The organism is Labrenzia sp. PHM005, assembly GCF_006517275.1.
Classification (GTDB): Bacteria; Pseudomonadota; Alphaproteobacteria; order Rhizobiales; family Stappiaceae; genus Roseibium.
Genome location: NZ_CP041191.1, coordinates 36,560 through 63,173 on the forward strand (window position 1 = coordinate 36,560; position 26,614 = coordinate 63,173).

Consider the following 26,614-nt stretch of genomic DNA (forward strand, 5'->3'; position numbering starts at 1 on the left):
ATGCCAGGCCTCACCAACCGTCCAACGTACGCGTTGTGTGAGATCTCTATCTTGCGCGAACGCCGATCTGTTTTGTTGCGCAAAGCTATGTACCGCCCTTTGTGCACTGCCCTGCATGACGAACTGAAGGCGATTACAAATGAGCTTTTGAAACGGGAGCTAACGCCCCCTCAAAAGCTGATCCCGCTTGGTGACGCCGGTGCAGTTGGCGAACGGGTGCAGAGCAGGCTTCCCTACAAGGATTAGCCCCAAGGAGATTGCAGATAGATGGTTCAAAAAGTGTCCCTCATGCAGGAAGTGATTGCCGAACACGGCCGGTCAACGGATTTCGGTGGAGCCACTCAAGGGCAGACAATCGAAACCCTGACCCTTCACGGCAAGATCCTCAAACTCCGGCAGACCGGGCCGCTTGATTTCGAGCTCAGCCATCCGGACGGCTTCATTTCCAAATTCTCTTTGTATGACCTGGTTGAAGCGATCGGCGATGATCTTTGCCAGCATGCCGGCCAGCGCCCGAAGGACAGGCTGCCATGACCGCACTTCAGCAAATCCATTTGTTGAAACGAAAGGCCGGGTTTGACGAAGATACCTATCGGGACTTTCTGGAAAAGCACACTGGGGAACGGTCTTCAAAGGACATGACAGACGGCCAGCGGCTCATGGTGATTTCAGAATTGCGGAAACTGGTTCCTGAGGAGGGGCGAAAGCGCGCACCCGGCAAATACGCCAAGAAGCTGCAGGCGCTCTGGATTGCCGCTTATAATCTGGGTGTCGTCGACGATAAAACCGACAAGGCGATGATCGATTGGCTCAAGCGTCAGACCGGCCTGGATCATCACCGGTTCCTCAGAAACGAAGCCGATGCCAACAAAGCAATCGACGCTTTGAAACTCTGGATCCGCCGCGCGACAGGCTGCGAAACGCTATTCACCCGTGACCGGAACCAGCCGCCGATCCTGAATGATTTCCGGTTTCAGATTTGTCTGTTTCTTTGGACAGAGTTGGCAAAGGAAGACTGCCAACTGGCCGGAAGCTTGGACCAGCACTTGCGCTCAGTAAGCGGCAAAGGGGACGCGAGCCAGCTCAGTTCCAAAGACTGGATCACCGCCATGAACCAGCTCGGCCAGCTTTACCGGAGCAGCCAAGTATGAGCCGGCAGATCCCAGCCCATATTGAAACCTATGTCGAAGTGCTCGGCCACGACCTTGCCATTGAGTTCTTTTTGCGGTTCGGCGGCACGGAGCTTTATTTTGGTCCCAGCCCCAAGAGGTCGATGATCCTAGATTTGACGGGCCCGGAAAAACTCGCAATGCTCAGCGAGCGGCTCGGTGGCGGTTATGTAAACCTGCCGATCCCCAAAAAATGGATTGCGCAGCAACTCGATCTGCGAGGGTTGTCCCGGGCGGATATCGCCCGCAAGCTGCATGTGGATCAGTCGACCGTGCGGCGCTGGTTCAGCAACCTTCAAAACACCAACCAACTCCAGCTCTTCAGCTGACACCCTTGCACCTGCCCGGGTGAACTGAAATCCCGATATTCGGCACTCTTTTGCTGTTCCCGAAATTCCCATGATCGGCAGCAGCGATGACACTCACCAAAACCAGCATCAAACGCCTTAAAGGCGTTCATCCAGATCTCGTAAAGGTCGTCATGCGTGCTGCCGATATCACCGGGCAACCGTTCCAGGTGAGCGAAGGTGTACGGACGCTGGCGCGCCAGCGGCAGCTGGTAAAACGCGGCGCCTCCAAAACCATGAACTCGCGCCATCTCTCCGGCCATGCCGTTGATCTCGTCGCCATGGTCGGCAGCCGGGTCTCGTGGGAAATCCCGCTTTATTACCGGATCGCCGACGCCATGAAAGAGGCGGCTAAGGACCTTAATGTTCGAATTAAATGGGGCGGCGACTGGCGCAGTTTCTTTGACGGGCCGCATTTCCAACTGCCGTGGAAGGGGTATCCCAAAAACGACAATCCGGCGCAGGACGGTTTTCCGCCTTACGTCTCGGACCGCGTTCAAGCACTCGCCACCAAAGTCCTGCGGATTGGCGATCAAGGTATTGCGGTCGAAAACCTTCAAAAGTCGCTTGTCCGCCTCGGCCACCCTCTATTGATCGACGGCGACTTTGGCCCAAAGACCCGGCACGCCGTTCAGGCTTTCCAACGTTCTCATGACCTGACACCGGACGGCGTTGTCGGCGCCAGAACCCGCGTTGCCCTCAAACGCGCCCTTTCCAAGAGCTAACGCCCGGCACCTCAAGGAGTGTTTCCATGGACAGCACCAAATCCCTCTTCAAGTCAAAAACCTTCTGGGGCGCGGTCATTGCGATTGCCGCCAGCATTGCCGGTCTCTTTGGTTTTGAGATCACTGCCACTGACCAACAGGATCTTCTCAGCCTTTATGACCAGGCGCTCGCCGCCTGGGACAGCATCGCCATTATCGGCGGCGGGCTCTTGGCGATCTATGGCCGGATTTCGGCCACCAGCCGGATCGGCTGATGCTTGACTGGATCGAGGGTTTTGATGCGGCCGCCGGCATTGTTGGCGGGATCTTCGGGTTTTCAGCCTTTGTTGTGGCGTGGCTCACCCGGCCATCGCGGGTAAATGCAACGAAGATCGAAGAGCTTCAAACCGTCAACGCCGAGCTTCAAGGCCGGGTGTCGGAGTTAGAAGCTGTGATTGCCAATCAGCCGACCCGCGATGATTTCCATGCCTTGACCCTCAAGCTTAGCGAAATGGGCGGGCAGATTTCGACAGTCTCGACCGAACTTCAAGCAGTCAGCCGGATCGCTATTCGCATCGACGACTTCCTTTTGAACCAGGGAGGCAAGTGATGGATTTCACGGAGCACACCGCACAAGACGTCCGCCTGATCATTCTTAAAGCACTCGCACAAGAAAATGATCATCGGCTCAATGAAACCATTCTGACCCATGTGCTTGGCACTTTCGGGCATACCAAGGCCAAAGACTATGTGCGCACCCAAATGCGCAAGCTGGAGGAGTTGGGCGCCCTTCGCTTGATTGAAGCCGGTTCTGTTCTGATTGCCGAACTCAAACAACCAGGCCTCGATCATGTGGAACGCCGGTCCTTCCTGGACGGTGTTCTAAAACCCTCAATCGGAGGCTAGAACATGCGCCGCCGCGGCCGGGGCCGCCTGTCCTCCATCGAACTCCTGCCGGATGATGCGGATCCGATCGTTGCCTGGGCAGCGCAGGAACTGAATGCGCGCAGCCTGCCGCAGATCGACATTCTGGCAGAATTCAACAAACGGCTTGCTGCGCTCGCCGATGATAGCGGCCAAAACATCAAACCGATCTCTTCCTCGGCCTTCAACCGCTATTCCATCCGCCAGGCCGGCATGACACGCCGCCTGCAGCAAACGACTGAAATCGCCAAGGTTCTAACCGAACGCAGGTTGCCCGGAGAGACTGACAATCTCACCATCGCCATTACCGAAACGATCAAGACACTGGTCTTTGAGCTGCTGGAAGCCGGCGGGGAAGCCGGGCTTTCGATGAAAGCTGCCAAGGAAGCAGCGGAAGCGGTGCGTGCAGCTGTTGCGGCAGAAAAAATGTCATCCGACCGGCGCCAGAAAGTTGAAGCTGAATTTGCCAAAAAGGCGGCCACAGCGGTCAACCAGGTGGCCAAGGTCAAAGGCCTTACCGCTGAAACCGCAGACGCCATCAAGGCGCAGATCCTGGGGGTTCAAAAATGAACGCCCCGATCTCCAAAGAGCAGTGGGAAGATCTGCGGCGTAAAAGCCAGACCGCCTTTGACGACATCGCTGCAGATGTCGGCTTGCCGAATGTCCTTCTGCCCTATCAATCCAAGACAGTTGCCCTGCTAGACAGCTCTGGTCTTGAAGTCCTCTTCATCGAAAAGTCCCGCCGGATCGGCATGACTTGGGGCCTTGCCTCTTATGCCGTTCTGAAGGCTGCGAAGGAGAAAAAGGCAGGCGGCATGGATGCGATGTATATCTCCTATAGTCAGGAGATGACCCGCGAGTTCGTGGACGCATGTGCCATGTGGGCGCGGGCCTACGCCATTGCCGCAATTTCGCAGGATGAATTTGTCTTTGAAGATACAGATCCATCTCACCCCGATGAAACCCGCCACATTCAGGCTTTCCGGATCCGTTTTGCCTCCGGTTTTGAAATCGTCGCGCTCTCCTCTGCCCCGCGCTCACTGCGCGGCAAACAAGGCCTGGTCATCATCGATGAAGCCGCATTTGTTGAAAACCTCAAAGAGCTTTTAAAGGCAGCCCTGGCTTTCTTGATGTGGGGCGGTCAGGTCATCGTCTGCTCCACCCATGACGGCACCGAGAACGAGTTTAACGTTCACATCCAGGATATCCTGTCGGGGCGCTCGCCCTATGCGCATGTCCGGGTGGATCTGGATGAAGCGCTCCAGGACGGGCTTTATGAGCGGATTTGCCTTGTTCAGGGAAAGACCTGGTCCGCGAAAGATGAAGCGGATTGGCGTCAGAAGATCATCGACTTTTACGGTGACGGTGCTGATGAGGAACTCTTTTGTATTCCCTCACAAGGCTCCGGTGCCTGGCTCTCCGCCCCGCTGATTGAAGCGCGCATGAAAGACGGCGCACCAATCCTTCGGCTGGACCTGCCGGCGAATTACCTTCACCTCAATCATCTTCAACAATCCCTATTGATCGCGCCGTTCCTCGGCCAATTGGATGCGGCCCTCGACGGTTTGCCGGAAGATTTTCTCTATGCCTTTGGCTTTGACTTTGCCCGGGTGACGGATCTCACGGTCGGCTGTCTGCTCGGAATTGAGAAAAACCTGAAGCGCCGGGAGTTTTTGTCTTTTGAACTGCGCAATGTGCCGGGCCATGAACAGAAGCTGATCACCAAAACCGTGTTGAACAGTATCCGCAGCCGGCTCGTAGGCGCTGCCTTTGATGCAACCGGAATGGGTTGGACAGTTGCTGAAGATATGGGCCGCCTCTTCGGACTGCGAGAGGATCCGGAAGGGGCTGGTATCGTCATACCGATCCACTTTTCTGAAAGCTGGTTCCGGACAGAAATGCCTCCGCTGAAAGCGGCCTTTGAAGACGACATGATCGAACTCGGCGCGGACAGGGATCATGTGACTGATCTGCGTGCGGTCAAGCTGATCCGGGGCACACCCCGGGTTCCGGATTTGCGCACCGGCGAAAAGGGCAAGAAGCGCCATGGCGATTATGCGATTGCGCTGGCGCTCGCCCACTTTGCCAGCCGGATGCAGTGGCGGGCCTTCGATTATGAACCCGTCACCCCAGCCCGGTCACGCCATGACGAAACATCCGGTGAGTACGGAGACAATGCGCCCTACCGCATGGCCAGTCTACGCAGGTCACGAGGAGCTTACTGATGGCCAAATACCAAATTGTTGATCCTCATGGCCGTCCAGTTTCCTCCAAGGCACTGAAAACAGAACAGGCCGGGCCAAGCGTACAGGCCATTCACCGGTCCAGCGCGATGCATCCGGCCAGTGGCCTCACGCCGCCGCGCCTTGCCCGAATATTGAGGGACAGCATCGATGGTGATCCGGAGCCTTATCTGGCGCTTGCCGAAGACATGGAAGAGCGCAACGAACATTACGCCGGTGTGCTTGGCACAAGAAAGCGCCAGGTCGCCGGGCTAGAGATCACCGTTCAGGCCGCCAGCGACAAGGCAGAAGATGTCCGCGACGCCGACCTGGTCCGCGAGATGGTCGAGCGCGATGCGTTTCGTGACGAGCTGTTTGATGTCCTGGATGCGGTCGGTAAGGGGTTCTCGGCAACCGAAATCCTCTGGGATACTTCTGAGGGCCAGTGGCGGCCGAAGGCTTTCAAATGGCGGGATCCCAGATGGTTCCGATTTGATGAGAATGACCCGGAACGCCTGCTGCTCCGCGGTGAACACGGCGATGAACCGCTCAAACCCTATGGATGGATCACCCATTTTGGGAAGGCAAAATCCGGCCTGCCGATCCGCGGCGGCTTGGCGCGCGGGGCCGCTTGGGCGTTTTTGTTCAAATCCTTTTCCTTAAAAGACTGGGCGATCTTCTGTGAGGCTTACGGTCAGCCGCTCAGGATCGGCAAATGGGGACCGGGCGCGACGGAAGAAGACAAGGCCATCCTCTTAAAAGCGATCGCCAATATCGGTGTCGATTATGGTGCGATCATTCCCGATTCCATGATGATCGAGTTTGTGGAGGCCAAACTCAGCGGTTCACACGAGCTTTATGAAAAGCGCGCCAATTGGCTCGATCAGCAGATTTCCAAACTCGTACTCGGTCAGACCGGAACGACCGATGCCATCGCGGGCGGACATGCGGTTGGCAAGGTCCATGATGAAGTCCGCGCCGATATTGAAGAAGCGGACGCACGGCAGCTTTCGGTCTGCATCAACCGGGATGTCGCCCGCCCACTGGTCGCCCTGAACCACGGGCCGCGTGCGAAATACCCTGTGGTCAAAATCGGCCGGCCGGACGATATCGATACGGAAAAGCTTGTCTCCAATGTTGCGACGCTGGTTCCGCTCGGCCTGAAGGTCGGCATGGGAACCTTGAGGGACCTGATTGGCGTTCCCGAACCCGCGGACGACGAAGAGCTGTTGAGTGCTCCCAATCAGGCCGCAGGCGGATCCGAAGAGAAGCCTGATGCTCCAAAAGCAAAAGCCGAGGCGTTCCAAGCTGGTCCTGCAACAGCAACCCCGGACGCGGTTGACCGGGCGATTGATGACCTTCTGGCGGACGGCTGGCGGCCTCTGGTTGAACCGGTGATTGACGGCCTGGACAACGAGTTGGCTGCAGCAAGTACATTAGACGAAGCCCGGCAAATCTTTGAACGTCGGCTGGAGACACTTGGGGTGACGGCATTGGCGGACAAGCTGGCGCAGGCGAGTTTTGCTTCAAGAATTTCCGGTGAGACTGGCGAGGATCTGGATTAACCGTGGCGGCAGACTTGACACCCTTGCCGCCGAGAGCCGCGATCGCCGCCTTGAAAACCCGCGGCCGGGACCTGCATCCAACGTTTGCCTGGGCTGATGTTTATGCTGCAGATCATGCAGCAATGTTCACGGTCGCAAAATCTGCCGGACATGACATTCTGGCGGACATCTGGACGGCGCTTTTAAAGGCCCTTGAAGAGGGCGAAACCTTTGAGACGTTCGCCCAGCGCCTCAAACCGTCCCTGGTCCAAAAAGGCTGGTGGGGCGAGGCGATCGAAGAAGATCCACTCACCGGTGAACCTGTCAAAGTCCGGCTCGGCTCCTTGCGCCGGCTCCGGACAATCTTTGATGCCAATATGCGAGTGTCTTATGCCACCGGGCACTGGCAGATGTTTGAGCGGCTGAAATCCAGCCGGCCGTATTTGAGATATGTCGCCGTCCAGGATGGCTTGACCCGGCCGGAACATCAGAGCCTGCACAATCTGGTGCTACCGGTGGATCATGCGTTTTGGGATGTCTTTGCGCCGCCGAATGGCTGGAACTGCCGGTGTTCACTTCAGAGCTTGTCGGAACGCGATATCGAACAACTGAAGGCAAGAGGCGAGGAGCTGGTGTTTGATCCGCCGCGAATCTCTTTCCGTGCCTGGGAGAACAAACGCACCGGTGAGATCCGGCAGATCCCGGACGGGATTGATCCAGGCTGGGATTACAATCCCGGCAAAGAAGGGCATCAAGTGACGGTTGAGAGGCTTGAACGGCGCAGTGGTCCGGATTTCTCGTGATTGGTATAGATGGCCGTGGAGCGCGTTTCTGGCTGGGGCACGGATCTGCATACCCAAAGCGCGTTGGTGGGGCTTGGTGCTGTTTAAAGGGTGTTTAACGGCGATGATATGCTCTGATGTCTTTAGCCAGTGCTTTGTGACACGGGGAGAACCGTTCAAGCAGGCGCGTATCAAGTTCTACTGATATGTGCCCATATAGTTGTCGAGCGTGATATCGCGCATGATCCGATAGGGCGCCAACAGATGAGGATCGTCGGTATCGCGCAGCCACCACAGAGACTTTATGACCTTGGGTTTGCTGACACCGGTGATCGGCCGGGCGAGTCTGTCCTTACCGCCGGACAACAACCCACCTAAAGGAACAACGGTGCGCGGAATGGTGATCTGCCGGCGCTCGATATCATTTGCGATCCGGAGCGTGGTGTCGATCTGCCTAGCAAGCGCATTCATCTGACCGAGCATTTCACGGCCCAGTGCTTCCGGATTGTCTCGCAGCGGCAGGATCTTGTTGTAGACAGTTGGAAGCGGCGTGTTGATCCAGGCCTTGGTTATCCCGCTGCCAAACTCCCGGTCTGCGGTTTTGCTATCGGCGCGCAAATACCGGTCTAGACGGCCATTAAAGACCCAGATTTCATCAATTCGGTGAAACCCCTTGTCGAGAAGAAAATCCAATAAACGGTCGACCAGAATGCGATCACGTTGAAATTTGAGTGTATCGATTTGCCGGCGGGCTTCAAAAATGGCTTCCAGCCAAATCGCCTCCCGTTCATCGCGCACTTTGATTGCGTCCGCCTCGACAATATCGGGCGTGAAACCCATGTGCCTTTTCTTCTTGTAAAAGACATCAAAAACCAGTTCCAAAGCATCCCGTTCGCCAACCGGTGCGTTCTGTCTCGACATGCGGATGCGCATCGGAACGGCCTCACCTTCCCTGATTTCCAGTTTCAGAAACTCATCATGACACGCTCTTAGCGTTCCATTTGCGACGACCAATCCTCGTGCAAAGCGGCCGCCGTCTTTTCTGTAGGTGATCTGACGGCGTAATCCGTGTGCAACTTCAGTCACGAATGACTCGAAGCTCGAGCGCATCGGAATATCTTGCATGCGCTGACCGTTTTTGTCGTGCAACCAAACCTGCTTGAAAAGAGATCCATAGGCGGCGAACCGGCGCATCGCACGGTCGCGCAATTGCAACTCAGGGGTATAGGAAAAACTCGGTGCTGGATTGCCACTCATGTCCACTGCCTCCAGCCTATAGTGGTAGAACGAAGGCAATAGATTGCTGTGCTCTGCATCACATTTTTACTGTTTGGCATGCCGTCAGTTTTCTTCCGCGCCAGGGAGAACTAACGCACCGGAGGGGTCCTGCAGATCCGGACGGGATTGACACGGGCTGGGATTACAATCCGCGCAATGCCAGGCATCGGGTGACGGTTGAGAGGCTGGAAACGCGCATTAGCCCGGATTGCTTATGATTGGAATAAAAGGCCGCGGAGCACGTTTCCGGCTGGAGTAAAAACCGACAAGCCAGAAACGAGTTGGCGGCGCTTGGTGCTGTTTTAACAGTGTTTAACGGCAGGTTGAGAACTGCGCCCACTGCAGGGCAGAGAAATGACAAATGACTGTTCCAGAATCTTAAAACAGAGCAAAAATATTGCCGAAATCCATTTAGGGTGGCATCATACTTCTGTTGCACGTTTTTCTATAAGAGCTCGACTAACATGCTTTTTCTAATTGGCGGTCTTCTTCTTCTGGCTATTGCCACATATCCGTTTGTCTTTACACGTTGGGTTATTTCCAGAAATGACCGAGAATATGCGAGACTTTGGACTTTTTTGGACGTTATTCAGCGAGAAGCGCAGTTGGATTCTGAAAAAAAATTGCAACTGTACAAAATAATTCTATCAACAAAAAACGTTCACCAAGAGCCTCTGGAAGTAGAAGATTTAATGTTATTAGAAGATATTAAAAGTAAAATATCCTCTGAAAATCAGACTAAACTCGACGGATACCTTGGTAGTAACTTATTTTTCTTGACAGAAAGCCAAGACAATACTGAAATAATTATAGATGGAATCTCTATGCCACTTGCAGCAATTGGCGTCTTACTTATGTTAGGCGGTAGCTTTTCAGTTTTTGAGCCACTGTCTGAGTTTTTTAGTAAGGAAGAAGGAATTAAAGACGATCCTGCTGATCCCAAATCAGATCGGCGTTACGCCATCCAACGAATATATTATGGCACAGATCGCGCAGCCACAAAGCAGACTCCAAAAGGGCCGGATTTCGGTTTTCAAAGAGCTAATAAGCTATCTGTTGGTTTCGCAGACGTCACCATACCGTCCAAAGTGCATCGCGTTGGACAAATCGAACTGCCACGCAGCGTTACGGTATTCACCTTAACTATTTCAGAAAAGGAAGACTCCGCACGTCACTTTACAATCCATAAGATTTCTCAGCTGGGTATAAACGAACTAAAATCGCGAGCATCAAAAGCAGCAACTAAAGCAAAGGGCTATCCCGCTACAGCATTTATTTTCATTCACGGCTTTAATACATCGTTCCGTTCTGCAGTATTTCGAACTGCACAGTTGGCATGGGATTTACGATTCGACGGGCCCGCGTTCCTTTACAGTTGGCCAAGTGTGGGAGATACGAAAAATTATGTCACAGACATCGACGCTGCTGCAGAAGCAGCCCCTCACATGGATAAGTTTTTCGATTTGGTTTTAGCCATCCCAGGAATCGAACGCGTTCACCTTGTTGCTCACTCCATGGGCAACTATGCACTCGCAGAGCTCTTCAAGAGGGCAGAAACTCGACTTTCTAAACGACAAGATGCTCCCTTCGATGAAATCATATTGGCATCACCAGATATAAATGTTCGCAGTTTTAGACAGGTACGCAAACAATTCGATCGCTTTGCAGAAGATGTAACTCTCTACGCGTCGTCAACGGATAAAGCTTTGCTTGCGTCCAAGAAAATTCGATCGGATTTCGAGCGCCTCGGCGATGTTGGAAACGATGGCCCTGCAGTGTTTCCCGGGGTTTACTCAATAGACGTAAGCTCCGAAGGGACCGAAATATTCTCCACAAATCATAACATTTACGTAGAAAGCAAACTGATTCTGAGTGACCTGGGCCAGCTCTTCAGATTTGGCAGGCATCCACCAGACTGGCGTACACCAGCTTTTTACCCAAAGGCGGGTAAGAATGGTCGCTATTGGTATGTGCCATATTAACTTTCTGCGAGTAAGTACTCATCTTTCTCAGTCTAAATATTTTTAATAATCTATTTTAAATTGCTAGCAAAAAATATTAGTGTCAACAGACACAGCGCCAGAATAAACAATGCCTTTTTAAAGGTGACCAACTCGCTAGACCGAACACGCTATTCTCCAAGACACACGGTTCTTTGCACATCTCAGTTATCGTTCGAAAATGTGAGATTTGGTACTTAGACCCCCTGCATTTTGAATTGCAAATTCTTAAGAGAGCGTTAGAAAGCTAACTAGTTAGCTCTTAGCTCCCTAATGATCCTCAATTTGCGTGCCTGACAACGTTGCAGCATGATAGTCAAGCTGGCAGACAACCCAACTCTCCATCACTAATCCTCTCCCCACCCGTGTACCCGCCCGGGTGTTTTTGATTTGGTCCAATCGGCACTCTCTGCCGCATGACCTTCTCCGCCTTACAGCTCATCCTATGCGCCGCAGATCCCGCTGTTGCCGGGTCATCAGAGGGTGGCACCTGGGTCAAGCTTCTGCCGGCTGGAACATTCTCGACCCGTGACGGACGCGGCCCATTTCATGCCGGTGATGCGGATCGGATGACCGCAATCATAAAGCGGACCAAAGATTATCTTGGCGATACGGAAATGATGATCGACTACGATCACCAGTCCGTCTTCGGCGCTGTCAAAGGTGTCGGCGGCACGGCCAAAGCGGCCGGGTGGGTGAAGGACTTCGAGGTCCGCGACGACGGGATTTATGGCCGGGTTGAATGGACGTCCGCCGCCAGGCAAGCGATTGAGGCCGGTGAATACCGCTACATCTCCCCGACCTTTGCTCCGGACAAGAAGACCCGACAAGTCTCTCTGCTCTTTAGCGCGGCACTTATAAACACGCCGGCGATGGACCTGACGGCGGTTGCCGCACATGCCGAGCTTTCACTTACCAAAGGATCAGACATGGACGAACTCCTGGAAGCCCTCGGCCTAGCCGAAGGTGCGACGGTGGCTGACGCAGTGACGGCGATCGAAGCCCTGACCGCCACACAGACCGCGATCGCGATGGCTGTTAACCTGCCAGCAGACGCAGGCGCTGAGGCGATCACTTCAGCGGTGACCAAGGCCGTCGCAGACACACAGCCTGATCCCGCAAAATTCGTCCCGGTTGAGCAGGTCGAAGCCCTGCAGGCAGATGTCAAAAAGCTGCAATCCGTTCAAGCCGAGGACAAAGCTGACGCCTTGGTCACGACTGCGATTGAAAGCGGCAAACTTGCGCCGGCACTCAAAGACTGGGGTTTGGATCTTGCCCGCAAAGATCCCTCGAAATTAGAGGCCTTCACCGCCAGTGCTCCAGAACTCACCAGCACACAGCTCGGCAGCCACCCCAAACAGGACAGCGATCCGGATCTGAGTGACGCAGATCTTGAAGTCATGTCCCAGATGGGCCTCGACCGCGACGCCATGGTTGCCGCGAAGAAGGAGCTTGCAACATGACCGCTCTGACGACCGACCGGCGTACGCCGGAACGCGTTGCAGCCCTGCGCGAGTTTCCGCTTGCGGCCGCGACCACCCTTTATGCCGGGGCGATGGCCGCACTCAACGCCGCCAATGAATTGGTTCCGATGTCGGCCTCGACCACCTTGCGCGCCGTTGGCCGCTGCGAGGCGCGCGCCGACAATTCCGCCGGCGCTTCAGGCGACGTCAGCGGCCGCGTCAAAATAGGCTGTTTCCGCTTCGCCAACTCGGCGGCGGCCGATGAAATCACCACCGCGGACATCGGGTCGACCTGTTACGGCGTCGACGATCAGACTGTTGCCAAAACAGACGGCACGGGAACCCGATCTGCTGCCGGCACGATCTTTGACGTCGATGCCAACGGTGTCTGGGTCGAATTCACTTAAAGCCACAGGCCACCACAGGAGATCCAACCATGGATATCAACACACAGACCCTTCAGTCGGCCTATGTCGGTTTTAATGCCGCGTTTCAAAGTGGCCTGGCTGAAGCAACCAGCATGGCAAGCCGGGTTGCAACCACCGTCACCTCGACCACCCGTGAAAATGAATATGGCTGGCTGGGCAAGTTTCCGCGCTTCCGGGAATGGGTCGGCGACCGGGTGATCAATTCGCTCGCCAAACACGGTTACACGCTCAAAAACAGGCCGTTCGAACTGACTGTAGAAGTCGACCGCGATGATTTTGATGACGACAATCTCGGGATCTACGGGCCGATGTTCCGCGATCTCGGCATGGCCTCCGCCACTTTCCCTGATGATCTGATCTGGCCGCTTTTAAAGAACGGCTTCAGCCAGACCTGCTATGACGGCCAATATTTCTTCGATACCGACCACCCCGTATTGGATGAAAACGGCGAGCCGACCTCGGTTGCCAATACAGATGGCGGCTCCGGCACACCCTGGTTCCTGCTCGATGTGAGCCGGCCACTCAAACCGTTCATCTTCCAGGACCGCAAAAGGCCGAGCAAGCTGATCCGCATGGACAAGGAAGACGATCAAAACGTCTTCATGCAAAAGCAGTTCATTTACGGCCTCGATGGCCGGGCGCAGAGCGGCTACGGCTTTTGGCAAATGGCCTGGGGTTCCAAGCAGACCCTCAATGCGGCCAACTACGAAATCGCCCGGGTTGGCCTGGGTGAACTGAAAGCTGATTTCGGCAAACCGCTCGCCATCAATCCGCGCCTGTTGGTTGTTCCCCCGTCTTTGGAAGGGGTGGCCAATGAGATCGTGCAAAGCAAACTGATCAATGGCGGCGAGACCAACAAGTGGGCCGGCACCGCCGAAGTTCTGATCGTTCCCTGGCTGGCATAAGCACGCTCCCCTCAGACCTTCTTCCGTTGTCCGGCCGCCAGCCTCCGGGCAACGGGGTTTTCGAACCAGCGCAGCTGGCGCCTGTCCGTAAGCCTCACCACAAGGATCCCCTGTCATGACCACCGCGAGTAAAACAAAGGCAACCGCTACCAAGTCTGCCCCCGCCCAATCAGAAGCAGATCAGCCGAAGATGGCTCTCCGGATCACTGCCAAACCTTCCGGCGGGTTCCGCCGCTGCGGTGTCCATCACCCGGCCGAACAGGTTGATCATCCGGAGGGGCGGTTTTCCGCAGCTCAAATCCGGACGCTGAAAAGCGAAGCCAATTTGGTGGTGCACGAGCTCTGAGGACACACCGTGGCCTATGTCACCCAACAGGATCTGATTGACCGGTATGGCGAAGACGAGCTGATCCAGCTCACCGACCGGACCAACCTGCCGGCAAGCACCATCGACGCGGCGGTTGTCTCTGCGGCTATCGGAGACGCAGAGAACCTCGCCGACAGCTACATCGCCAAGAAGTATCAGGTGCCGCTGGTCCCGGTCCCAGATGTGCTGATCCCAATCATCTGCCAGATCAGCCGCTACTATTTGCACGGGCGCCGGCTGGACAAAGACGATCCGATCACGCGGGACTTTGAACGGGCCATCGCCTGGCTGAAGGATGTCGCCAATGGCACCGTGCAGCTTGAGGCCGAGGGCAAAGCCTCCGGACAAAGTGGCAGCGGCGCGGTTCAGGTGACCGCACCCAGCCGCGTCTTCAGCCGCGACACGCTCGGAGGTTACTGATGACCGGTGTTTCCTCTGCCATCACGATCGAAGACGCCGCGGTCAATGCGGCCCTTGCCCGGATTGAGGCTGCCGGCGGTGACACGCTTGCCCTGATGCAGGAAATCTCCGGCGCCATGCTGTTTTCAGTCCAGCGGCGTTTCGAAACAGAAACCGATCCGGCCGGGCGGCCGTGGAAAGCGCATGCGCCGAAAACGGCTCGCGCCCGGATCAATCGCAAACGGCGTGGCAACCGGGAAGTGACGCCGAAACTGCTGCGTAACAGCAACCGGCTCTATCAGTCGATCGTGGCCGAGGCATCAGAAACGGAAGCTGCCACCGGAACCAATCTCATCTATGCCGGGATCCACCTGCATGGCGGTACCATCACGCAATATCCGCAGAGCCGGAAGGTCCGGTTCCAGAAAGTCGGCACTCAGCTCCGCTTTGCCCGCAAAGCCCATAAACGCGTCATCGAAAAACCGGTCACATTTGGCCAGCGCACGATCGTCATTCCGGCGCGCCCGTATCTCGGGTTTTCGGAAGAAGACCGCGCCGAGATTTTGGCGATCACTGAGGCGCATTTTGAAGCGGCAGCCGAGGGACCCGAACTCTCATGAGCGTCGTTGCCTCCATCATCGACAGTTTAAAGGAAGCTGGAACGCCCTTTAAAGAGGTGGCTGGTGCAATAGAATTTGCCGCGATCGAAAAGCGCCGGCGCGCAGTCCCGGCCGCCTATGTGCTGGTTGCCGAAGAAGCTGGCAGCGACAACAGCCGATCGACGGGCGGTGTTCTCCAGGAACTCGCTTCAGACATCGCGGTCATCCTTGTCACCGAGAACCTCACCGATGGCCGGATGTCAGCGGCAGCCGGCGATATCGAGGTCTTAAAGAGTTGGGTGCGCTCAAAGCTGATCGGTTTTGTCCCGACCGGCACCGAGACCGAGCTGATTTTCATCTCCGGCAAGCTGCTGAAGGCCAAATCGGGAACCGTCTGGTTCGAAGACCTTTATGGCGCGACTTCCTACTTGGAGCACCCATCATGAGTAAGACAACTAACGGGCCGCGCCTGGGAGGCCGGTATCAGCGGGATCCGGTAACGGGTGAGCTCAAGAAACTAAAGCCTGATGAGCTTCCAGTTGCTGCGGCTGACGGCAAGACCGAGTCCCGCAAAAACGGCAAGGAGGCTTGATCTATGCGCAAGCACAGGAAACTCGCCATCCTGGCCAAGATCGAACCGGTCTACGGCACCGACAGCGTTCCGACCGGGGCCGCCAATGCCATCCTGGCGACGGATGTCACGCTAACGCCGCTCGCCGGAGAGGACATCAATCGGGATCTGTTGCTTCCCTGGCTCGGGCATCAGGGCATCGAACTTGTCGGCAATTATGTGCAGATGGAGTTTTCCGTCGAATGTGCCGGGGCGGGGGCGGCCGGGACCGTGCCCGCTTATGGCGCGCTCCTACGTGCGTGCGGATTATCGGAAACGATCACCCCATCGACATCGGTCGACTATGAGCCGGTCTCGGACGGTGAAGAAAGTGTCTCGGTCTATTTCAACCAGGACGGTGTCCGGCATGTTGCGCTTGGCTGCCGCGGGTCCTTCCAGTTGGACATCGCAGCAAAGCAGATCCCCCGGTTCCGCTTCCAGCTGATGGGTCTGCTCGGCACCGTTACCGACAGCGCCTTGCCTGCAGCCGATGTTAGTGCATTTCAAAAGCCGGTCCCGGTCTCCAATGCCAACACCAGTTTTTCGCTGCATGGGGCGGCCCGGATCTCCGAACGGGTGTCGTTTGATCTCGGTGTGGATGTTGTTCCGCGTTTCCTGATTGGCGATGAACGCATCCAGCTGGTCGCCCGGCAATCGACAGGTTCCGTTGTGGTTGAAGCCAAGGCGATGGCCTCCGCCAATTGGTTCGACATTGCCCAGGCGAAAACCCTTGGAGCGCTGGAACTGATCCACGGCACGGTGGCGGGGCACATTGTCAGGCTGGACGCGCCGTCTGTTCAGATCGGCCGCCCGACGATGGGCGAGACCAACCGCATCACCAACTATGCGCTGCCGCTGATTTTCCAGCCCCAAAGCGGTAACGACGAATTCACGCTCAGCATCAGATAGGAACCATCATGAACTTCCAGATCTGCGATCCTTATTCGTTTTGGTGGCCGGTCACGGTTCATCTGCCGGACCCAGACAAGCCGGGCGAGCTCAGCCAGCAGGATTTTGAAGGCAAGTTCCTGATGACAAGCCACGAGCAGCTGGCGGAACTGGAAGCCCAGGGACAAGAACAGCTGATCTCATCTATTCTGACTGATTGGCGGAACGTGGAAGATGCGGGTGGCAACCCAGTCCTTTTCAGCGAAGAGGCTCTTGGTCAGTGCCTTCCCTATCAGCATTTCCGGATCGCTGTTTACCGGGCCTATCTGTCAGCTTTAACCGGCCAGGCTGCGCGCGCAAAAAACTGAAAGAGGCCGCCTGCGCCTGGGCACATGCGTGGCGCGGTCTTTCCGATCCAAGCAAGCCAGCCGAATTGGACACAGAGACTGCCGATGAGTTCCGGGCGCTTGGCCTGGACGTACCCAGTGAAATCCAATGCGAGATGGAGTCGTTTGAGGTCATGCGGTCGAACTGGCACAGTGTTTCTGTCTTTTTGAGCCTGGAAAACCAGTGGCGGATATTGGCTGGTCCCACGGGCCTGATCTGGACCGGTCTCGACTACCGCGCCGCAGCTGCTGCCTTCAAAGGCCGCAGCCGGCGCGCGTGGGTTAAGCTTCTCGCTGATCTGAAGATCATGGAAGACGCAGCGCTGCCGATCCTGAATGGGGAGCGGCCATGACGCTAAACTTAAAAATGCTGGCAACGCTGGATGCGAGCGGTGTCAAAACCGGAGCCCGAGAAAGCCAACGTGCGATCTCCAGCATTGGCGATACCGCCGAAAACACGACCACCGATCTTGGCAAGCTCTCATCAGCCGCAGCTGCTACCGCTCAAGCTGCTCGTGCGCAAGGCAACGCCTTTAGGTTCTCAGGTCAACAAGCAGCCAATTCCAACCGTTTGGCAGCGCATGAAGTCAATGTCCTAGCGCAGCAGCTTTCCGATGGTGCCATCCAGGTCGCCAGCGGCCAATCTCTCTTCACAGCGATCCTGCAGCAAGGCAGCCAGGTTCAGTTTCTGCTGGGCTCCAAGGGAGTCAATACAATTGGTGGCTCCATCGCGCTTTTAAAACAGGGCTTAATCGGCTTTTTAAACCCGATTAATCTGGCGGTTGCCGGATTGGCAGCTGGGGCGGCCGGAGCTGCTGCGCTTTACAATACGATCGCCGCAGATGACAGCGCGACTGATGCCCTGGAAACGCAAGGTGCGTTGATCGAGGCACTTGCCGATCGCTATGACGAAGTTGCCGCCGCGCTCGACAGATTGCAGGACCGGCCGAGCATCGCCGGGATCGCCCTAGACCGGGATGAGCTGGAAGAACAGCGCCGTCTCCTGACCAGCATGATCGGCGATATTGTAACCAGCATTCAGCGCAGCTTGCGGCTTGAAGCCAATGCGCTCTCGGCTTTGGCCGAACCTTTGACCGACTATGCTTCCAGCGTCCGGGACTTTCAGGCGGAGCTGAGGGCAACTGCAGAGGAGTTTGCCAATACCGAAACCAGTGCTGAAAACCTAATCGCCCAGCTTCTTGAGTTGGCGCAGACGGCACCCGATACGGAAGCAGAAGCTGCGATCCGCACCATCATCCGCGAAGCTAGAGGCGCTGATGACGGGTTGCTGCAACTCATCGGCCGGTTGAACGAAGTTGAAGCCTCCCTGCGGGGTATCGGTCTAGAGGCCACCGCACTCGGCAACGTAGATGAAGCGGCCAATGCCCGAATTGACAGCACCTTCGGGATTTTTGAGGAAACAAGTGCCCGGGACCGGTTGCGATCGCAGCTCAGACCGCGCCGGTCCGGATCAAGCGATCTGGAACGCCAGCGCGAGCAGGTTGAGAGATTTCTGGCAACACAGGATCAGACACTTGAACGCTTGCGGCTGGAAACCAGTCTGATCGGGGAGAGTGAAGCGGCGCGCCGGCGTGCGATCTCTGCTTTGGAGGCGGAATTCCAGATCCGGGAATTTGGGTTGGATCTCACCGCCAAGTCGGCCGAGATCCTGCGAGACAACGCCACTGCAATCCACGAAGAAACCCAAGCCCTCGAAACCCAGCAAGAAGCCTGGGCCGCGGTGCAATCAGCCGGTGAAGCTGCTCTCCGCTCGATCACCAGCAAACTCGCCAGTGGTGATCTGACGGGCGCGCTTTCCGCGCTGATTTCCCAGGTGTCGCAACTCGGGTTACAGCTGGCAGCGGTCAACCCGCTGTCCAACAGTCTGTTCGGCACGAGCTACCCGACACTTACGTCAGTCGGCGGATTGTTTGGCGGCGTCTTCGGTGGCGGGTCTTCACTGACGTCGGTGCTTGGTGCGGCAACTCTGAACCTCTTTGATGGTGGCGGATCCACCGGGGCTGGCCGCGACACAGAAGTCGCCGGTCTGGTTCACCGCAACGAATATGTCTTCGACGCTCAGTCCACACGGAAGATCGGCGTCAATACATTGGAAGCCCTGCGGCAAGGCGCGCTTCGTGGTTATCAGACCGGCGGTCTGGTAACGACCTCCACTTTTCCTGCTCCCAAATCAATGCGCGCAAGACCCGAGTTGACCGCCCCGGAAGCGGTCCAACAGGCCGGGAACACCTTCATCCTGAACATCACAACGCCGGATGTCCAAAGCTTCCGGGCCTCAAGATCACAGCTTGCTGGTGAGTTTGCCCGCATGACAATGCGCGGAGGCCGGAACGGATAACCTCATGGCCGACTTTGACGAGATCCAGTTTCCGGAAATTGTGGCCAGGGGCGCGCAAGGCGGCCCGGAGCGGCGCACGGAAATCGTTGAACTGACCTCCGGCTTTGAAGAACGCAACACGCCCTGGGCCGACAGCCGGCGCAAATATGATGTTGGATCCGGGATCCGCCACCCGGATCACCTTGCGGCCGTGGTCGCTTTCTTTGAAGCCAGGTCCGGCCGTCTCAGGGGTTTCCGCTTCAAGGATTGGTCCGACCATAAATCCTGTCTTCCGTCCGGCAACATCGCCCCAACGGACCAAATTCTCGGTGCCGGAGATGGATCGACCACCCTCTTCCAGCTCAGCAAGGCCTATTCATCCGGTGGGAGGACCTGGAGCCGGACGATCTCCAAGCCGGTTGATGGGACGGTGGTCGTGGCCATCGACGGCACACCGCAGGGTTCCGGCTGGTCCACGGACCTGACAACCGGTGAGATCACCTTCGACGTTGCTCCGGCCTCCGGAACGATCACAGCCGGATTTGAATTCGATGTGCCCTGCCGATTCGACACGGACATCATTCAGACCAACTTGACCAACATCCGCCTTGGCGAGATCCGCGCCATACCAATCGTGGAGGTGCGTGTATGAAATCGGTGCCACCGCCAATGCAAGCCAACCTGGACAGCCGCGCCACCACCCATTGCCGTCTCTGGCGTGTGGAACGGCGGGATGGTGCCGTCTTTGGTTTTACCGATCACGACCGCCCCCTGACACTTGATAGCCTGACCTATGAGGCCGCCTCCGGATTTACCGCCACCTCGATCGAAACCAGTCTGGGACTTGGCGTCGACAATCTGGACGTAGAAGGCGCCCTCTCCTCCTCAACCTTTACCGAAGACGATATCGTCCGCGGGCTTTGGGATGACGCAGACATCGAAGTCTGGCTAGCCGACTGGACCGATCCATCCAACCGGCTGTTGCTGCGCAAGGGAAACATCGGCGAGATCACACGGGGACCAACCGCTTTCCTGGCGGAGCTGCGCGGCCTGGCCCACCGGCTCGGGCAAACCTATGGCCGTCAATTCGACCGGACATGTTCCTGGGAACTTGGAGACGCACGCTGCAAAGTAGCGCTGGCCGGCTGGACCTTTTCCGGTGCGGTCGTCGAGGGTTTTGATCTTCTGAGCTTCACGGCCTCTGGACTGGATGACAAGGACGATGGGTTGTTCCGCCATGGTCTTTTGACATGGAACAGTGGTGGGAACAGCGGCCGTCAAATGGAGATCAAACGGCACTCCAATGCTTTGGGAACGGTCACCTTTGAACTCTCCTTGCTGATGGCCGACAGCATTGAAACAGGCGATGCATTTTCTGTTCAGGCCGGATGCGACAAGAGTTTTTCCACCTGCAAGGCCCGGTTTCTGAATGGCGCCAACTTCGGCGGTTTCCCGCATATTCCCGGCAATCAGGTGATCATTGGCTATGCCGACAAGGATGATCTGAACGATGGCGGGAGCCTGTTCAGATGAGATCTTCTGTCACCCGAGATGACATCCTGGTTGCTACCCGTTCCTGGATCGGAACGCCTTATGTGCATCAGGCCAGTTGCAAGGGGGCCGGCTGCGATTGCCTTGGTCTCTTGCGCGGTGTCTGGCGGGATCTCTTTGGCAGCGAACCGGAACACCCACCGCCCTATACGCCTGACTGGGCGGAGCGCCACCGAGCTGAAACCTTGCGGGACGCTGCAGGCCGTCATCTGGTGGAGATCGAGATTGCAGACGCAAAGGCCGGAGATGTTCTTCTCTTTGCCTTCAAGGAACACCTGCCTGCCAAACACTGCGCACTGCTGACTACAAACATCAGCGATCCGGTGGCAAAAATCATCCATGCCCATGAGAACCTGCCCGTTGCTGAGGTAGCGTTGTTCGACGGTTGGCGTAGAAAAATCCGCTTTGCCTTCCAGTTTCCAGGGGGTGTGTGATGGCAACGCTGGTGCTCGGAGCTGCGGCCACGGCCTTTTCTGGTGCAATCGGCGCCGGAGCCTTTACCTCGACACTGATCTCAGGCGCGGCAACGGTCGCCGGCGCCTATGCCGACAACCTGCTGGTCTCGGCGATGACGCCCACCAGGAACACCTCCGTCAATGGCCCGCGCATTGGCGATCTGCGTCTGCAAACCTCCACCGAGGGTGCACCGCTGCCGGATGCCTTTGGCCGTTTGCGGCTGGCCGGTCAGGTCATCTGGTCCACCCGGCTGCGGATGGAAGTTTCGACTTCGACCCAAAAAGTTGGCGGCAAGGGTGCCGGTGGCGGCCAGAAGGTCACCACGACCACTTATCTTTATTATGGAAACTTCGCGATCGGGATCTGCGAAGGCCCCATTGTTGGGATCGGCCGGGTCTGGGCCGATGGCAAACTTCTGGACCGGTCCACCTTGCCCCACCGGGTTTACCGGGGAACGGACGATCAGCAGCCGGATCCGCTCATTGAAACCAAGGAAGGAGCGGCGCCCGCCTATCGCGGCACGGCCTATATCGTCTTTGAAGACCTTCAGCTGGAAGGCTTTGGAAATCGGATCCCGCAATTCGAGTTTGAAGTCTTCCGGCGCCTCGGCGGGGTGGAAGAAGACGTTCAAGGGATGGTCGTCATTCCGGGCGCCGGGGAATGGGTTTATGCAGATGAACCGGTGCGCAAAGTCAATCCGGACATCGAAGGCGCCAGTGAGGCTGAAAACACCAACAATCAGGTGGGCGGCACCGATTGGGCGGTGGCGCTCGACAATCTCTCCTTCACCTGCCCGAATGTGAAATCCGTGTTGCTGGTCGTCGCCTGGTTCGGCACAGATCTAAGATGCGGCCACTGCCAGATAAGGCCGGGTGTTGAGTTCGGAACAGGCAAGGACACCACACCGCTGACCTGGTCGGTGCATTCCGACCTTCGCGAGACGGCCCTTGAGATCTCCAGAGACCCGCTCGATCCGACTCGGCCTGTTTATGGCGGGACACCGTCGGATCAGACCGTGGTCCAAGCCATTCGCGATCTGAAGGCCCGCGGTTATGATGTCATCTTTTATCCCTTCATCTTGATGGACGTGCCGCCCGGCAATGGGCTGTCGGATCCTTATGGCGGCGCAGAACAGGCAGCCTATCCCTGGCGTGGGCGCATTACCTGTGATCCGGCAGCGGGTCAGCCGGGAACTGTCGATAAAACCGCAACAGCGGGAGCACAGGTCGATGCACTGTTTGGGACAGCGGCTCCCGGCCATATCAGCCTGTCGGTCGATGCGGCGACGGACGCGGTTGCCTGCAGTTATTCCGGTCCGGCCGAATGGTCCTTGCGGCGCATGGTGCTGCATTACGCCAAGCTCTGCGCGGCGGTGAACGTCATCGATCCGGGAGCGATAAAAACCTTTGTCATCGGTTCGGAAATGGTCGGCCTGACGCAGATCCGGAGTTCTTCCTCGGCCTATCCGGCTGTGAGCCAGCTGGTCAGCCTCGCAAGCGATTGCAAATCGGTCCTGGGCGGCGGTGTCGATATCACATATGCGGCCGACTGGACCGAGTATCGCGGTCATGATCCGGCAGATGGATCCGGCGACTTCTTCTTCCACCTGGATCCGCTGTGGAGTTCCCCGTCGATCGATGCCGTTGCCATCGACAACTATATGAAATTGTCCGACTGGCGTGATGGCAGAACGCATCTTGATTTTCTGGATGGCACCAAGTCGATCTATTCCAAATCATATCTCGCCAGCAACGTCGAGGGCGGCGAGGATTATGACTGGTATTACGCCAGTCCGGCCGACCGCGATGCCCAGGTCCGCACACCGATTACGGACGGATCTGGAAAACCCTGGGTCTACCGCACCAAGGACTTTCGGAACTGGTGGCTCAATTCGCACTATGACAGGCCCGGCGGCGTTGAAAGTGGTGTGGCAACCGAGTGGGTGCCGCAATCCAAACCAGTGATGTTTACCGAATATGGCTTTCCCTCGGTCGACAAGGCTACCAACCAGCCGAATGTCTTTGTCGATCCAAAATCGTCGGAAAGCGCCTGGCCTTATTATTCGGTCCAGGAGCGGGATGACCTCATCCAGCGGCGGGGCATCCAGGCGCTTTTGGACTACTGGGATCCGGCTTCTGGCAACAATACGATCTCCGCTGTTTACGGCGCTCCCATGCTGGATCTTGAGCGGAGCCATCTCTGGACCTGGGATGCACGGCCCTATCCGTCGTTCCCGTATTATTTGAACGTCTGGTCGGACGGGAACAACTGGCCCTATGGCCATTGGGTGCAAGGCAAGTTCGGTGTTGTTGAGCTCGCCGATCTCATCAAGCACATCTGCGCCCAGGTCGGGTTTACCGCGGTTGACGTCTCGCTATTGGAAGCAACAGTCACCGGCTGGCTGCGGCCGGATCTGGCTTCGCCCCGTGACCAGATCGAGGTGCTGGCTCAGCTTTACCGCTTTGACGCGGTGGAAAGCGAAGGCCTGATCAAGTTCATCCCCCGCGGCCTGGCACCGGAGGATGAGATTGAAGCGAAAGATCTGGCCGCGCCTGACCGCCAAAACGCCGACTGGTCGATCACACGGGCTCAGGAGACTGACCTGCCGGTGCGGGCCATGCTCGTTTATTGGGATGCAGAGGGTGACTACCGCCAGACGAGCTCTGCTGCCGGACGGTTGGTGGCGTCGTCTGATCGGGTGACAAGGCTGTCGGCTCCCGCTGTCATCGATCCAGGCATCGCCGGCGGCATGATCGAGGACTGGCTCTACGGCGAGTGGGCAGGCCGGGAACAGGCCGGATTTGCACTGCCGCCATCGCTTATCCGGTTTGATCCGGCAGATGTGGTGTCAGTCGAGATTGCTGCTAGGGCCCGCGACATGCGGCTCAGCCGGATCGTTGATGGTGGCGCAAGGCACTGCGAGGCGGTTTCGGTAGAAACTTCACGTTATCGCCCGACACGGACGGATCCGCCGCCGCCGCCCGCACCGCCGCCACCGATCCCGACCTACGGCGATGCAGTCCTGGAGGTCCTGGACTTACCCGTCATTGAAGAGACCCAGATTGAGCACCGGCCGTGGCTGGCAAGTTTTGCTGATCCCTGGGCCGGTGTCACGGTGCTGGAAGGAAGCCGAATTGTCGGACAGGTGGTTGCTCAGGCAACATTGGGTATCACATCAACAGATCTCTATTCCGGAACACCGTACCGCTTTGACCGGGCCAACTCTGTTACCGTCAAACTCTCCCATGGCACACTTGCGTCCGCATCGGAAGAGACACTCTTGGCAGGTCCGGAGAACGCGCTGGCGATCCGGAACGGCGATGGTGACTGGGAGATCCTGCAGTTTGCCGAAGCGGAACTGGTTGCGCCGCAGACCTGGCAACTCTCCACTCTGCTGCGCGGCCGGCGCGGCACGGAACATGCGATGCGGGATCCGGTGCCAGCCGGCAGCCGCGTGGTTCTACTGGACGAGGCCCTGACACAAGTCGATGTGCCGCTGTCAGATCGCGGCATACCCCGGATTTGGGACTTTGGCCCGTCTCCGCTGCAGTCGACCGATCCCACGTTCAAAAGCCGTTCAAACAGCTTTGAAGCGGTGGCATTAAAACCGTTTGCGCCAGTGCATCTGCGTGGGCAGCGCGATCTAACCGGCAACCTGACCATCAGCTGGATCCGGCGCACACGGCGCAATGGAACATGGGCAAACGGCTCTGATGTGCCGCTTCATGAAGACAGCGAACGTTATGACCTCGAGATCCTGTCTGGATCCACAGTTGTCCGGACCATCACCGGACTGGCAGCACCCAGCCACACCTATACGGCTGCTGATCAAGCAGCGAACTTTGGTAGTGTCCAGGCTTCGGTTCAGGTTCGTGTCACACAAATCTCCGGCACGGTCGGCCGGGGCATTCCCACGGAGAAAAACCTATGAGCACCACCGCACGCCTGAACCTACCATTCATTGCAGCCAGTCAGGCGCAGAAGGAGATCACCCACAATGAGGCGCTAACAGTCCTGGATGCCCTTTCCCATTTGGCGGCACTCGATCGGGATCTGACCGCACCGCCTGCAGTCAGCGACGGCGACAGTTATATTGTTGGAATTGGCGGTTCCGGGGACTGGACCGGCCAGGACGGCAAGATCGCCCACTACGCCGACGGCGCCTGGACATTCCTGGAGCCCTTTGTTGGGCTGATTGCGTTCATTGCCGATGAAGGAACATTGGCGGTCTATACCTCTTCCGGCTGGGCTGACTACGGCGCCCTTCTCTCGCAAGTGGCCACACTCTCACGAACCCCATCAGGTGCCGAAAGCCGGATGTGTACGGTGGAAGAAGAACTGACCGGCCTGAGTGGCGTGAGCGTTGACACCTCGATTGTCATTCCGAACCGGGCGGTCGTCTGGTGTGTGTCGACCCGGACAACAACGGCCATCACCGGGGCAACATCCTATGACTGCGGGATCTCTGGGGAGACCTCCAAGTTCGGCGGTTCGCTCGGGATTGCGGAAGGCTCCACCAATGCCGGGGTGATCGGGCCGCAGGCGTTTTATTCAGACACGAATGTCCGGCTGACTGCGAATGGAGGCAGCTTTACGGCTGGGGCTGTGAAAGTGGCGCTGCATTATCTGCTGCCGGTGGTGCCGTAGGGATGAGACTCCGAAGGATTGTGACGATTGGCCGCTAGCTAAGCCATTTAGCCGGACGGTTTTTGCTGAACACCCTAGAAAAGAAGTCCGGTTGTGAAAGCTGTTTTCACATGCAAGTATCTATCGACACGAGTTGAACAATTGAGACATGCAGAGCGTAGCGCACCATCTTCAAATGCACGCCCACAACAACAATGGGCCAGAGCGCGACGCTTTTGCACGATCCGCTTACAACAGGTATTACTATGCGTGTTTTTTGTCGCTTAGAACGGCCTTTTCTGAAATGAATTCCGACTGGGCTCAAACCGCACACAGGAGCTACCCGGAAATCTTAAGCGGCTCGATTCAACGGCGTCTAAAAAATGAACGCAGGCGGGCCGATAAAGCCGATGATGGACAACTAGTTTCATTAATTGATGGGGCCCTGCGCGCAATCCCAGAACTGTGTAAAATAATGACAGAGGCGAATGCAGCAAGAGTGACTGCCGATTATGAGCCATCAATCCAAGTTGTTTTCAATCAGTCTGACCGATTTTCGCTTAACGGAGTCGAAGTTAGTAGAGCCCACGAATGGCACAACAGAGTGACTACACTTATAGCAAGTCTG

The 26,614-nt window shown here is 56.9% G+C and carries 31 protein-coding genes; 30 read left to right on the forward strand and 1 reads right to left on the reverse strand.

Annotation, left to right across the window (positions count from 1 at the left end):
- From FJ695_RS00285 to FJ695_RS00340, 12 genes are all read left to right on the forward strand, one after another.
- Positions 1-246 carry a gas vesicle protein V gene (locus tag FJ695_RS00285; RefSeq protein ID WP_141183582.1) on the forward strand — a complete coding sequence of 82 codons (246 nt, stop codon included), beginning with the start codon at positions 1-3 and terminating at the stop codon, positions 244-246.
- A gap of 21 nt (positions 247-267) precedes the next feature.
- Positions 268-534: a hypothetical protein gene (locus tag FJ695_RS00290; protein WP_141183583.1), complete on the forward strand. Its 267-nt coding sequence runs from the start codon at positions 268-270 to the stop codon at positions 532-534.
- Positions 531-1,151 carry a regulatory protein GemA gene (locus tag FJ695_RS00295; RefSeq protein ID WP_141183584.1) on the forward strand — a complete coding sequence of 207 codons (621 nt, stop codon included), beginning with the start codon at positions 531-533 and terminating at the stop codon, positions 1,149-1,151. The genes FJ695_RS00290 and FJ695_RS00295 overlap by 4 nt, the downstream gene beginning before the upstream one ends.
- On the forward strand, positions 1,148-1,498 hold the full coding sequence (locus FJ695_RS00300) for a helix-turn-helix transcriptional regulator (protein ID WP_141183585.1): 351 nt from the start codon (positions 1,148-1,150) through the stop codon (positions 1,496-1,498). The genes FJ695_RS00295 and FJ695_RS00300 overlap by 4 nt, the downstream gene beginning before the upstream one ends.
- Positions 1,499-1,584: 86 nt before the next feature.
- Positions 1,585-2,241, forward strand: a complete 657-nt coding sequence (locus tag FJ695_RS27925) for a peptidoglycan-binding protein (protein ID WP_168206220.1) — start codon at positions 1,585-1,587, stop codon at positions 2,239-2,241.
- Between the two features lie 26 nt (positions 2,242-2,267).
- Complete coding sequence (locus FJ695_RS00310) at positions 2,268-2,495, forward strand: hypothetical protein (protein WP_141183586.1); 228 nt, start codon at positions 2,268-2,270, stop codon at positions 2,493-2,495.
- Entirely contained in the window at positions 2,495-2,830 is a 336-nt protein-coding gene (locus FJ695_RS00315) for a DUF2730 family protein (RefSeq protein ID WP_141183587.1), read from the forward strand. Before FJ695_RS00310 ends, FJ695_RS00315 begins: the two co-directional genes overlap by 1 nt.
- On the forward strand, positions 2,830-3,126 hold the full coding sequence (locus FJ695_RS00320; RefSeq protein WP_168206221.1) for a hypothetical protein: 297 nt from the start codon (positions 2,830-2,832) through the stop codon (positions 3,124-3,126). Before FJ695_RS00315 ends, FJ695_RS00320 begins: the two co-directional genes overlap by 1 nt.
- 3 nt (positions 3,127-3,129) lie before the next feature.
- The gene (locus FJ695_RS00325) at positions 3,130-3,714 is read left to right on the forward strand and encodes a DUF3486 family protein (protein ID WP_141183589.1); all 585 of its coding nucleotides are present in this window, start codon (positions 3,130-3,132) and stop codon (positions 3,712-3,714) included.
- Positions 3,711-5,369: a hypothetical protein gene (locus FJ695_RS00330; RefSeq protein WP_141183590.1), complete on the forward strand. Its 1,659-nt coding sequence runs from the start codon at positions 3,711-3,713 to the stop codon at positions 5,367-5,369. Before FJ695_RS00325 ends, FJ695_RS00330 begins: the two co-directional genes overlap by 4 nt.
- The gene (locus FJ695_RS00335) at positions 5,369-6,931 is read left to right on the forward strand and encodes a DUF935 domain-containing protein (protein ID WP_141183591.1); all 1,563 of its coding nucleotides are present in this window, start codon (positions 5,369-5,371) and stop codon (positions 6,929-6,931) included. Before FJ695_RS00330 ends, FJ695_RS00335 begins: the two co-directional genes overlap by 1 nt.
- Positions 6,932-6,933: 2 nt before the next feature.
- Complete coding sequence (locus tag FJ695_RS00340) at positions 6,934-7,713, forward strand: phage minor head protein (RefSeq protein WP_141183592.1); 780 nt, start codon at positions 6,934-6,936, stop codon at positions 7,711-7,713.
- Between the two features lie 177 nt (positions 7,714-7,890).
- On the opposite strand, the gene FJ695_RS00345 is transcribed toward FJ695_RS00340, so the two are convergent.
- Positions 7,891-8,949 carry a hypothetical protein gene (locus tag FJ695_RS00345; RefSeq protein WP_141183593.1) on the reverse strand — a complete coding sequence of 353 codons (1,059 nt, stop codon included), beginning with the start codon at positions 8,947-8,949 and terminating at the stop codon, positions 7,891-7,893.
- A 485-nt stretch (positions 8,950-9,434) separates the two neighbouring features.
- Between FJ695_RS00345 and FJ695_RS00350 the strand changes: the two genes are divergently transcribed.
- From FJ695_RS00350 to FJ695_RS00430, 18 genes are all read left to right on the forward strand, one after another.
- Positions 9,435-10,952, forward strand: a complete 1,518-nt coding sequence (locus FJ695_RS00350) for an alpha/beta hydrolase (RefSeq protein ID WP_141183594.1) — start codon at positions 9,435-9,437, stop codon at positions 10,950-10,952.
- 434 nt (positions 10,953-11,386) lie between these two features.
- Positions 11,387-12,433, forward strand: coding sequence for a phage protease (locus FJ695_RS00355; protein ID WP_141183595.1), 1,047 nt, complete (start codon positions 11,387-11,389; stop codon positions 12,431-12,433).
- A complete protein-coding gene (locus FJ695_RS00360) occupies positions 12,430-12,840 on the forward strand; it encodes a hypothetical protein (protein ID WP_141183596.1) in 411 nt (136 codons plus the stop codon). The genes FJ695_RS00355 and FJ695_RS00360 overlap by 4 nt, the downstream gene beginning before the upstream one ends.
- Before the next feature lie 29 nt (positions 12,841-12,869).
- Positions 12,870-13,766, forward strand: a complete 897-nt coding sequence (locus FJ695_RS00365) for a Mu-like prophage major head subunit gpT family protein (protein WP_141183597.1) — start codon at positions 12,870-12,872, stop codon at positions 13,764-13,766.
- A gap of 115 nt (positions 13,767-13,881) precedes the next feature.
- A complete protein-coding gene (locus tag FJ695_RS00370; RefSeq protein WP_141183598.1) occupies positions 13,882-14,112 on the forward strand; it encodes an HI1506-related protein in 231 nt (76 codons plus the stop codon).
- Between the two features lie 9 nt (positions 14,113-14,121).
- Entirely contained in the window at positions 14,122-14,553 is a 432-nt protein-coding gene (locus FJ695_RS00375; protein WP_141183599.1) for a gp436 family protein, read from the forward strand.
- Positions 14,553-15,152 (forward strand): phage virion morphogenesis protein, encoded by a 600-nt coding sequence (locus FJ695_RS00380; RefSeq protein ID WP_141183600.1) that lies wholly within the window; start codon positions 14,553-14,555, stop codon positions 15,150-15,152. The genes FJ695_RS00375 and FJ695_RS00380 overlap by 1 nt, the downstream gene beginning before the upstream one ends.
- Complete coding sequence (locus FJ695_RS00385) at positions 15,149-15,577, forward strand: hypothetical protein (protein ID WP_141183601.1); 429 nt, start codon at positions 15,149-15,151, stop codon at positions 15,575-15,577. Before FJ695_RS00380 ends, FJ695_RS00385 begins: the two co-directional genes overlap by 4 nt.
- Positions 15,574-15,723 (forward strand): hypothetical protein, encoded by a 150-nt coding sequence (locus FJ695_RS27930; RefSeq protein ID WP_168206222.1) that lies wholly within the window; start codon positions 15,574-15,576, stop codon positions 15,721-15,723. The genes FJ695_RS00385 and FJ695_RS27930 overlap by 4 nt, the downstream gene beginning before the upstream one ends.
- 3 nt (positions 15,724-15,726) lie before the next feature.
- A complete protein-coding gene (locus tag FJ695_RS00390) occupies positions 15,727-16,650 on the forward strand; it encodes a phage tail tube protein (RefSeq protein WP_141183602.1) in 924 nt (307 codons plus the stop codon).
- Between the two features lie 8 nt (positions 16,651-16,658).
- Positions 16,659-16,997, forward strand: a complete 339-nt coding sequence (locus FJ695_RS00395; RefSeq protein ID WP_141183603.1) for a hypothetical protein — start codon at positions 16,659-16,661, stop codon at positions 16,995-16,997.
- Between the two features lie 65 nt (positions 16,998-17,062).
- Positions 17,063-17,368: a DUF1799 domain-containing protein gene (locus tag FJ695_RS00400; protein ID WP_141183604.1), complete on the forward strand. Its 306-nt coding sequence runs from the start codon at positions 17,063-17,065 to the stop codon at positions 17,366-17,368.
- Positions 17,365-19,374: a phage tail length tape measure family protein gene (locus FJ695_RS00405; protein WP_141183605.1), complete on the forward strand. Its 2,010-nt coding sequence runs from the start codon at positions 17,365-17,367 to the stop codon at positions 19,372-19,374. The genes FJ695_RS00400 and FJ695_RS00405 overlap by 4 nt, the downstream gene beginning before the upstream one ends.
- Positions 19,375-19,378: 4 nt before the next feature.
- Entirely contained in the window at positions 19,379-20,005 is a 627-nt protein-coding gene (locus FJ695_RS00410; RefSeq protein ID WP_141183606.1) for a DUF2460 domain-containing protein, read from the forward strand.
- Positions 20,002-20,886, forward strand: coding sequence for a DUF2163 domain-containing protein (locus FJ695_RS00415; RefSeq protein WP_141183607.1), 885 nt, complete (start codon positions 20,002-20,004; stop codon positions 20,884-20,886). Before FJ695_RS00410 ends, FJ695_RS00415 begins: the two co-directional genes overlap by 4 nt.
- On the forward strand, positions 20,883-21,338 hold the full coding sequence (locus FJ695_RS00420) for a peptidase P60 (RefSeq protein WP_141183608.1): 456 nt from the start codon (positions 20,883-20,885) through the stop codon (positions 21,336-21,338). Before FJ695_RS00415 ends, FJ695_RS00420 begins: the two co-directional genes overlap by 4 nt.
- Positions 21,338-25,291, forward strand: a complete 3,954-nt coding sequence (locus FJ695_RS00425) for a glycoside hydrolase/phage tail family protein (protein ID WP_141183609.1) — start codon at positions 21,338-21,340, stop codon at positions 25,289-25,291. Before FJ695_RS00420 ends, FJ695_RS00425 begins: the two co-directional genes overlap by 1 nt.
- Positions 25,288-26,007 carry a DUF2793 domain-containing protein gene (locus tag FJ695_RS00430; RefSeq protein ID WP_141183610.1) on the forward strand — a complete coding sequence of 240 codons (720 nt, stop codon included), beginning with the start codon at positions 25,288-25,290 and terminating at the stop codon, positions 26,005-26,007. The genes FJ695_RS00425 and FJ695_RS00430 overlap by 4 nt, the downstream gene beginning before the upstream one ends.
- The last annotated feature ends 607 nt before the right edge of the window (positions 26,008-26,614 follow it).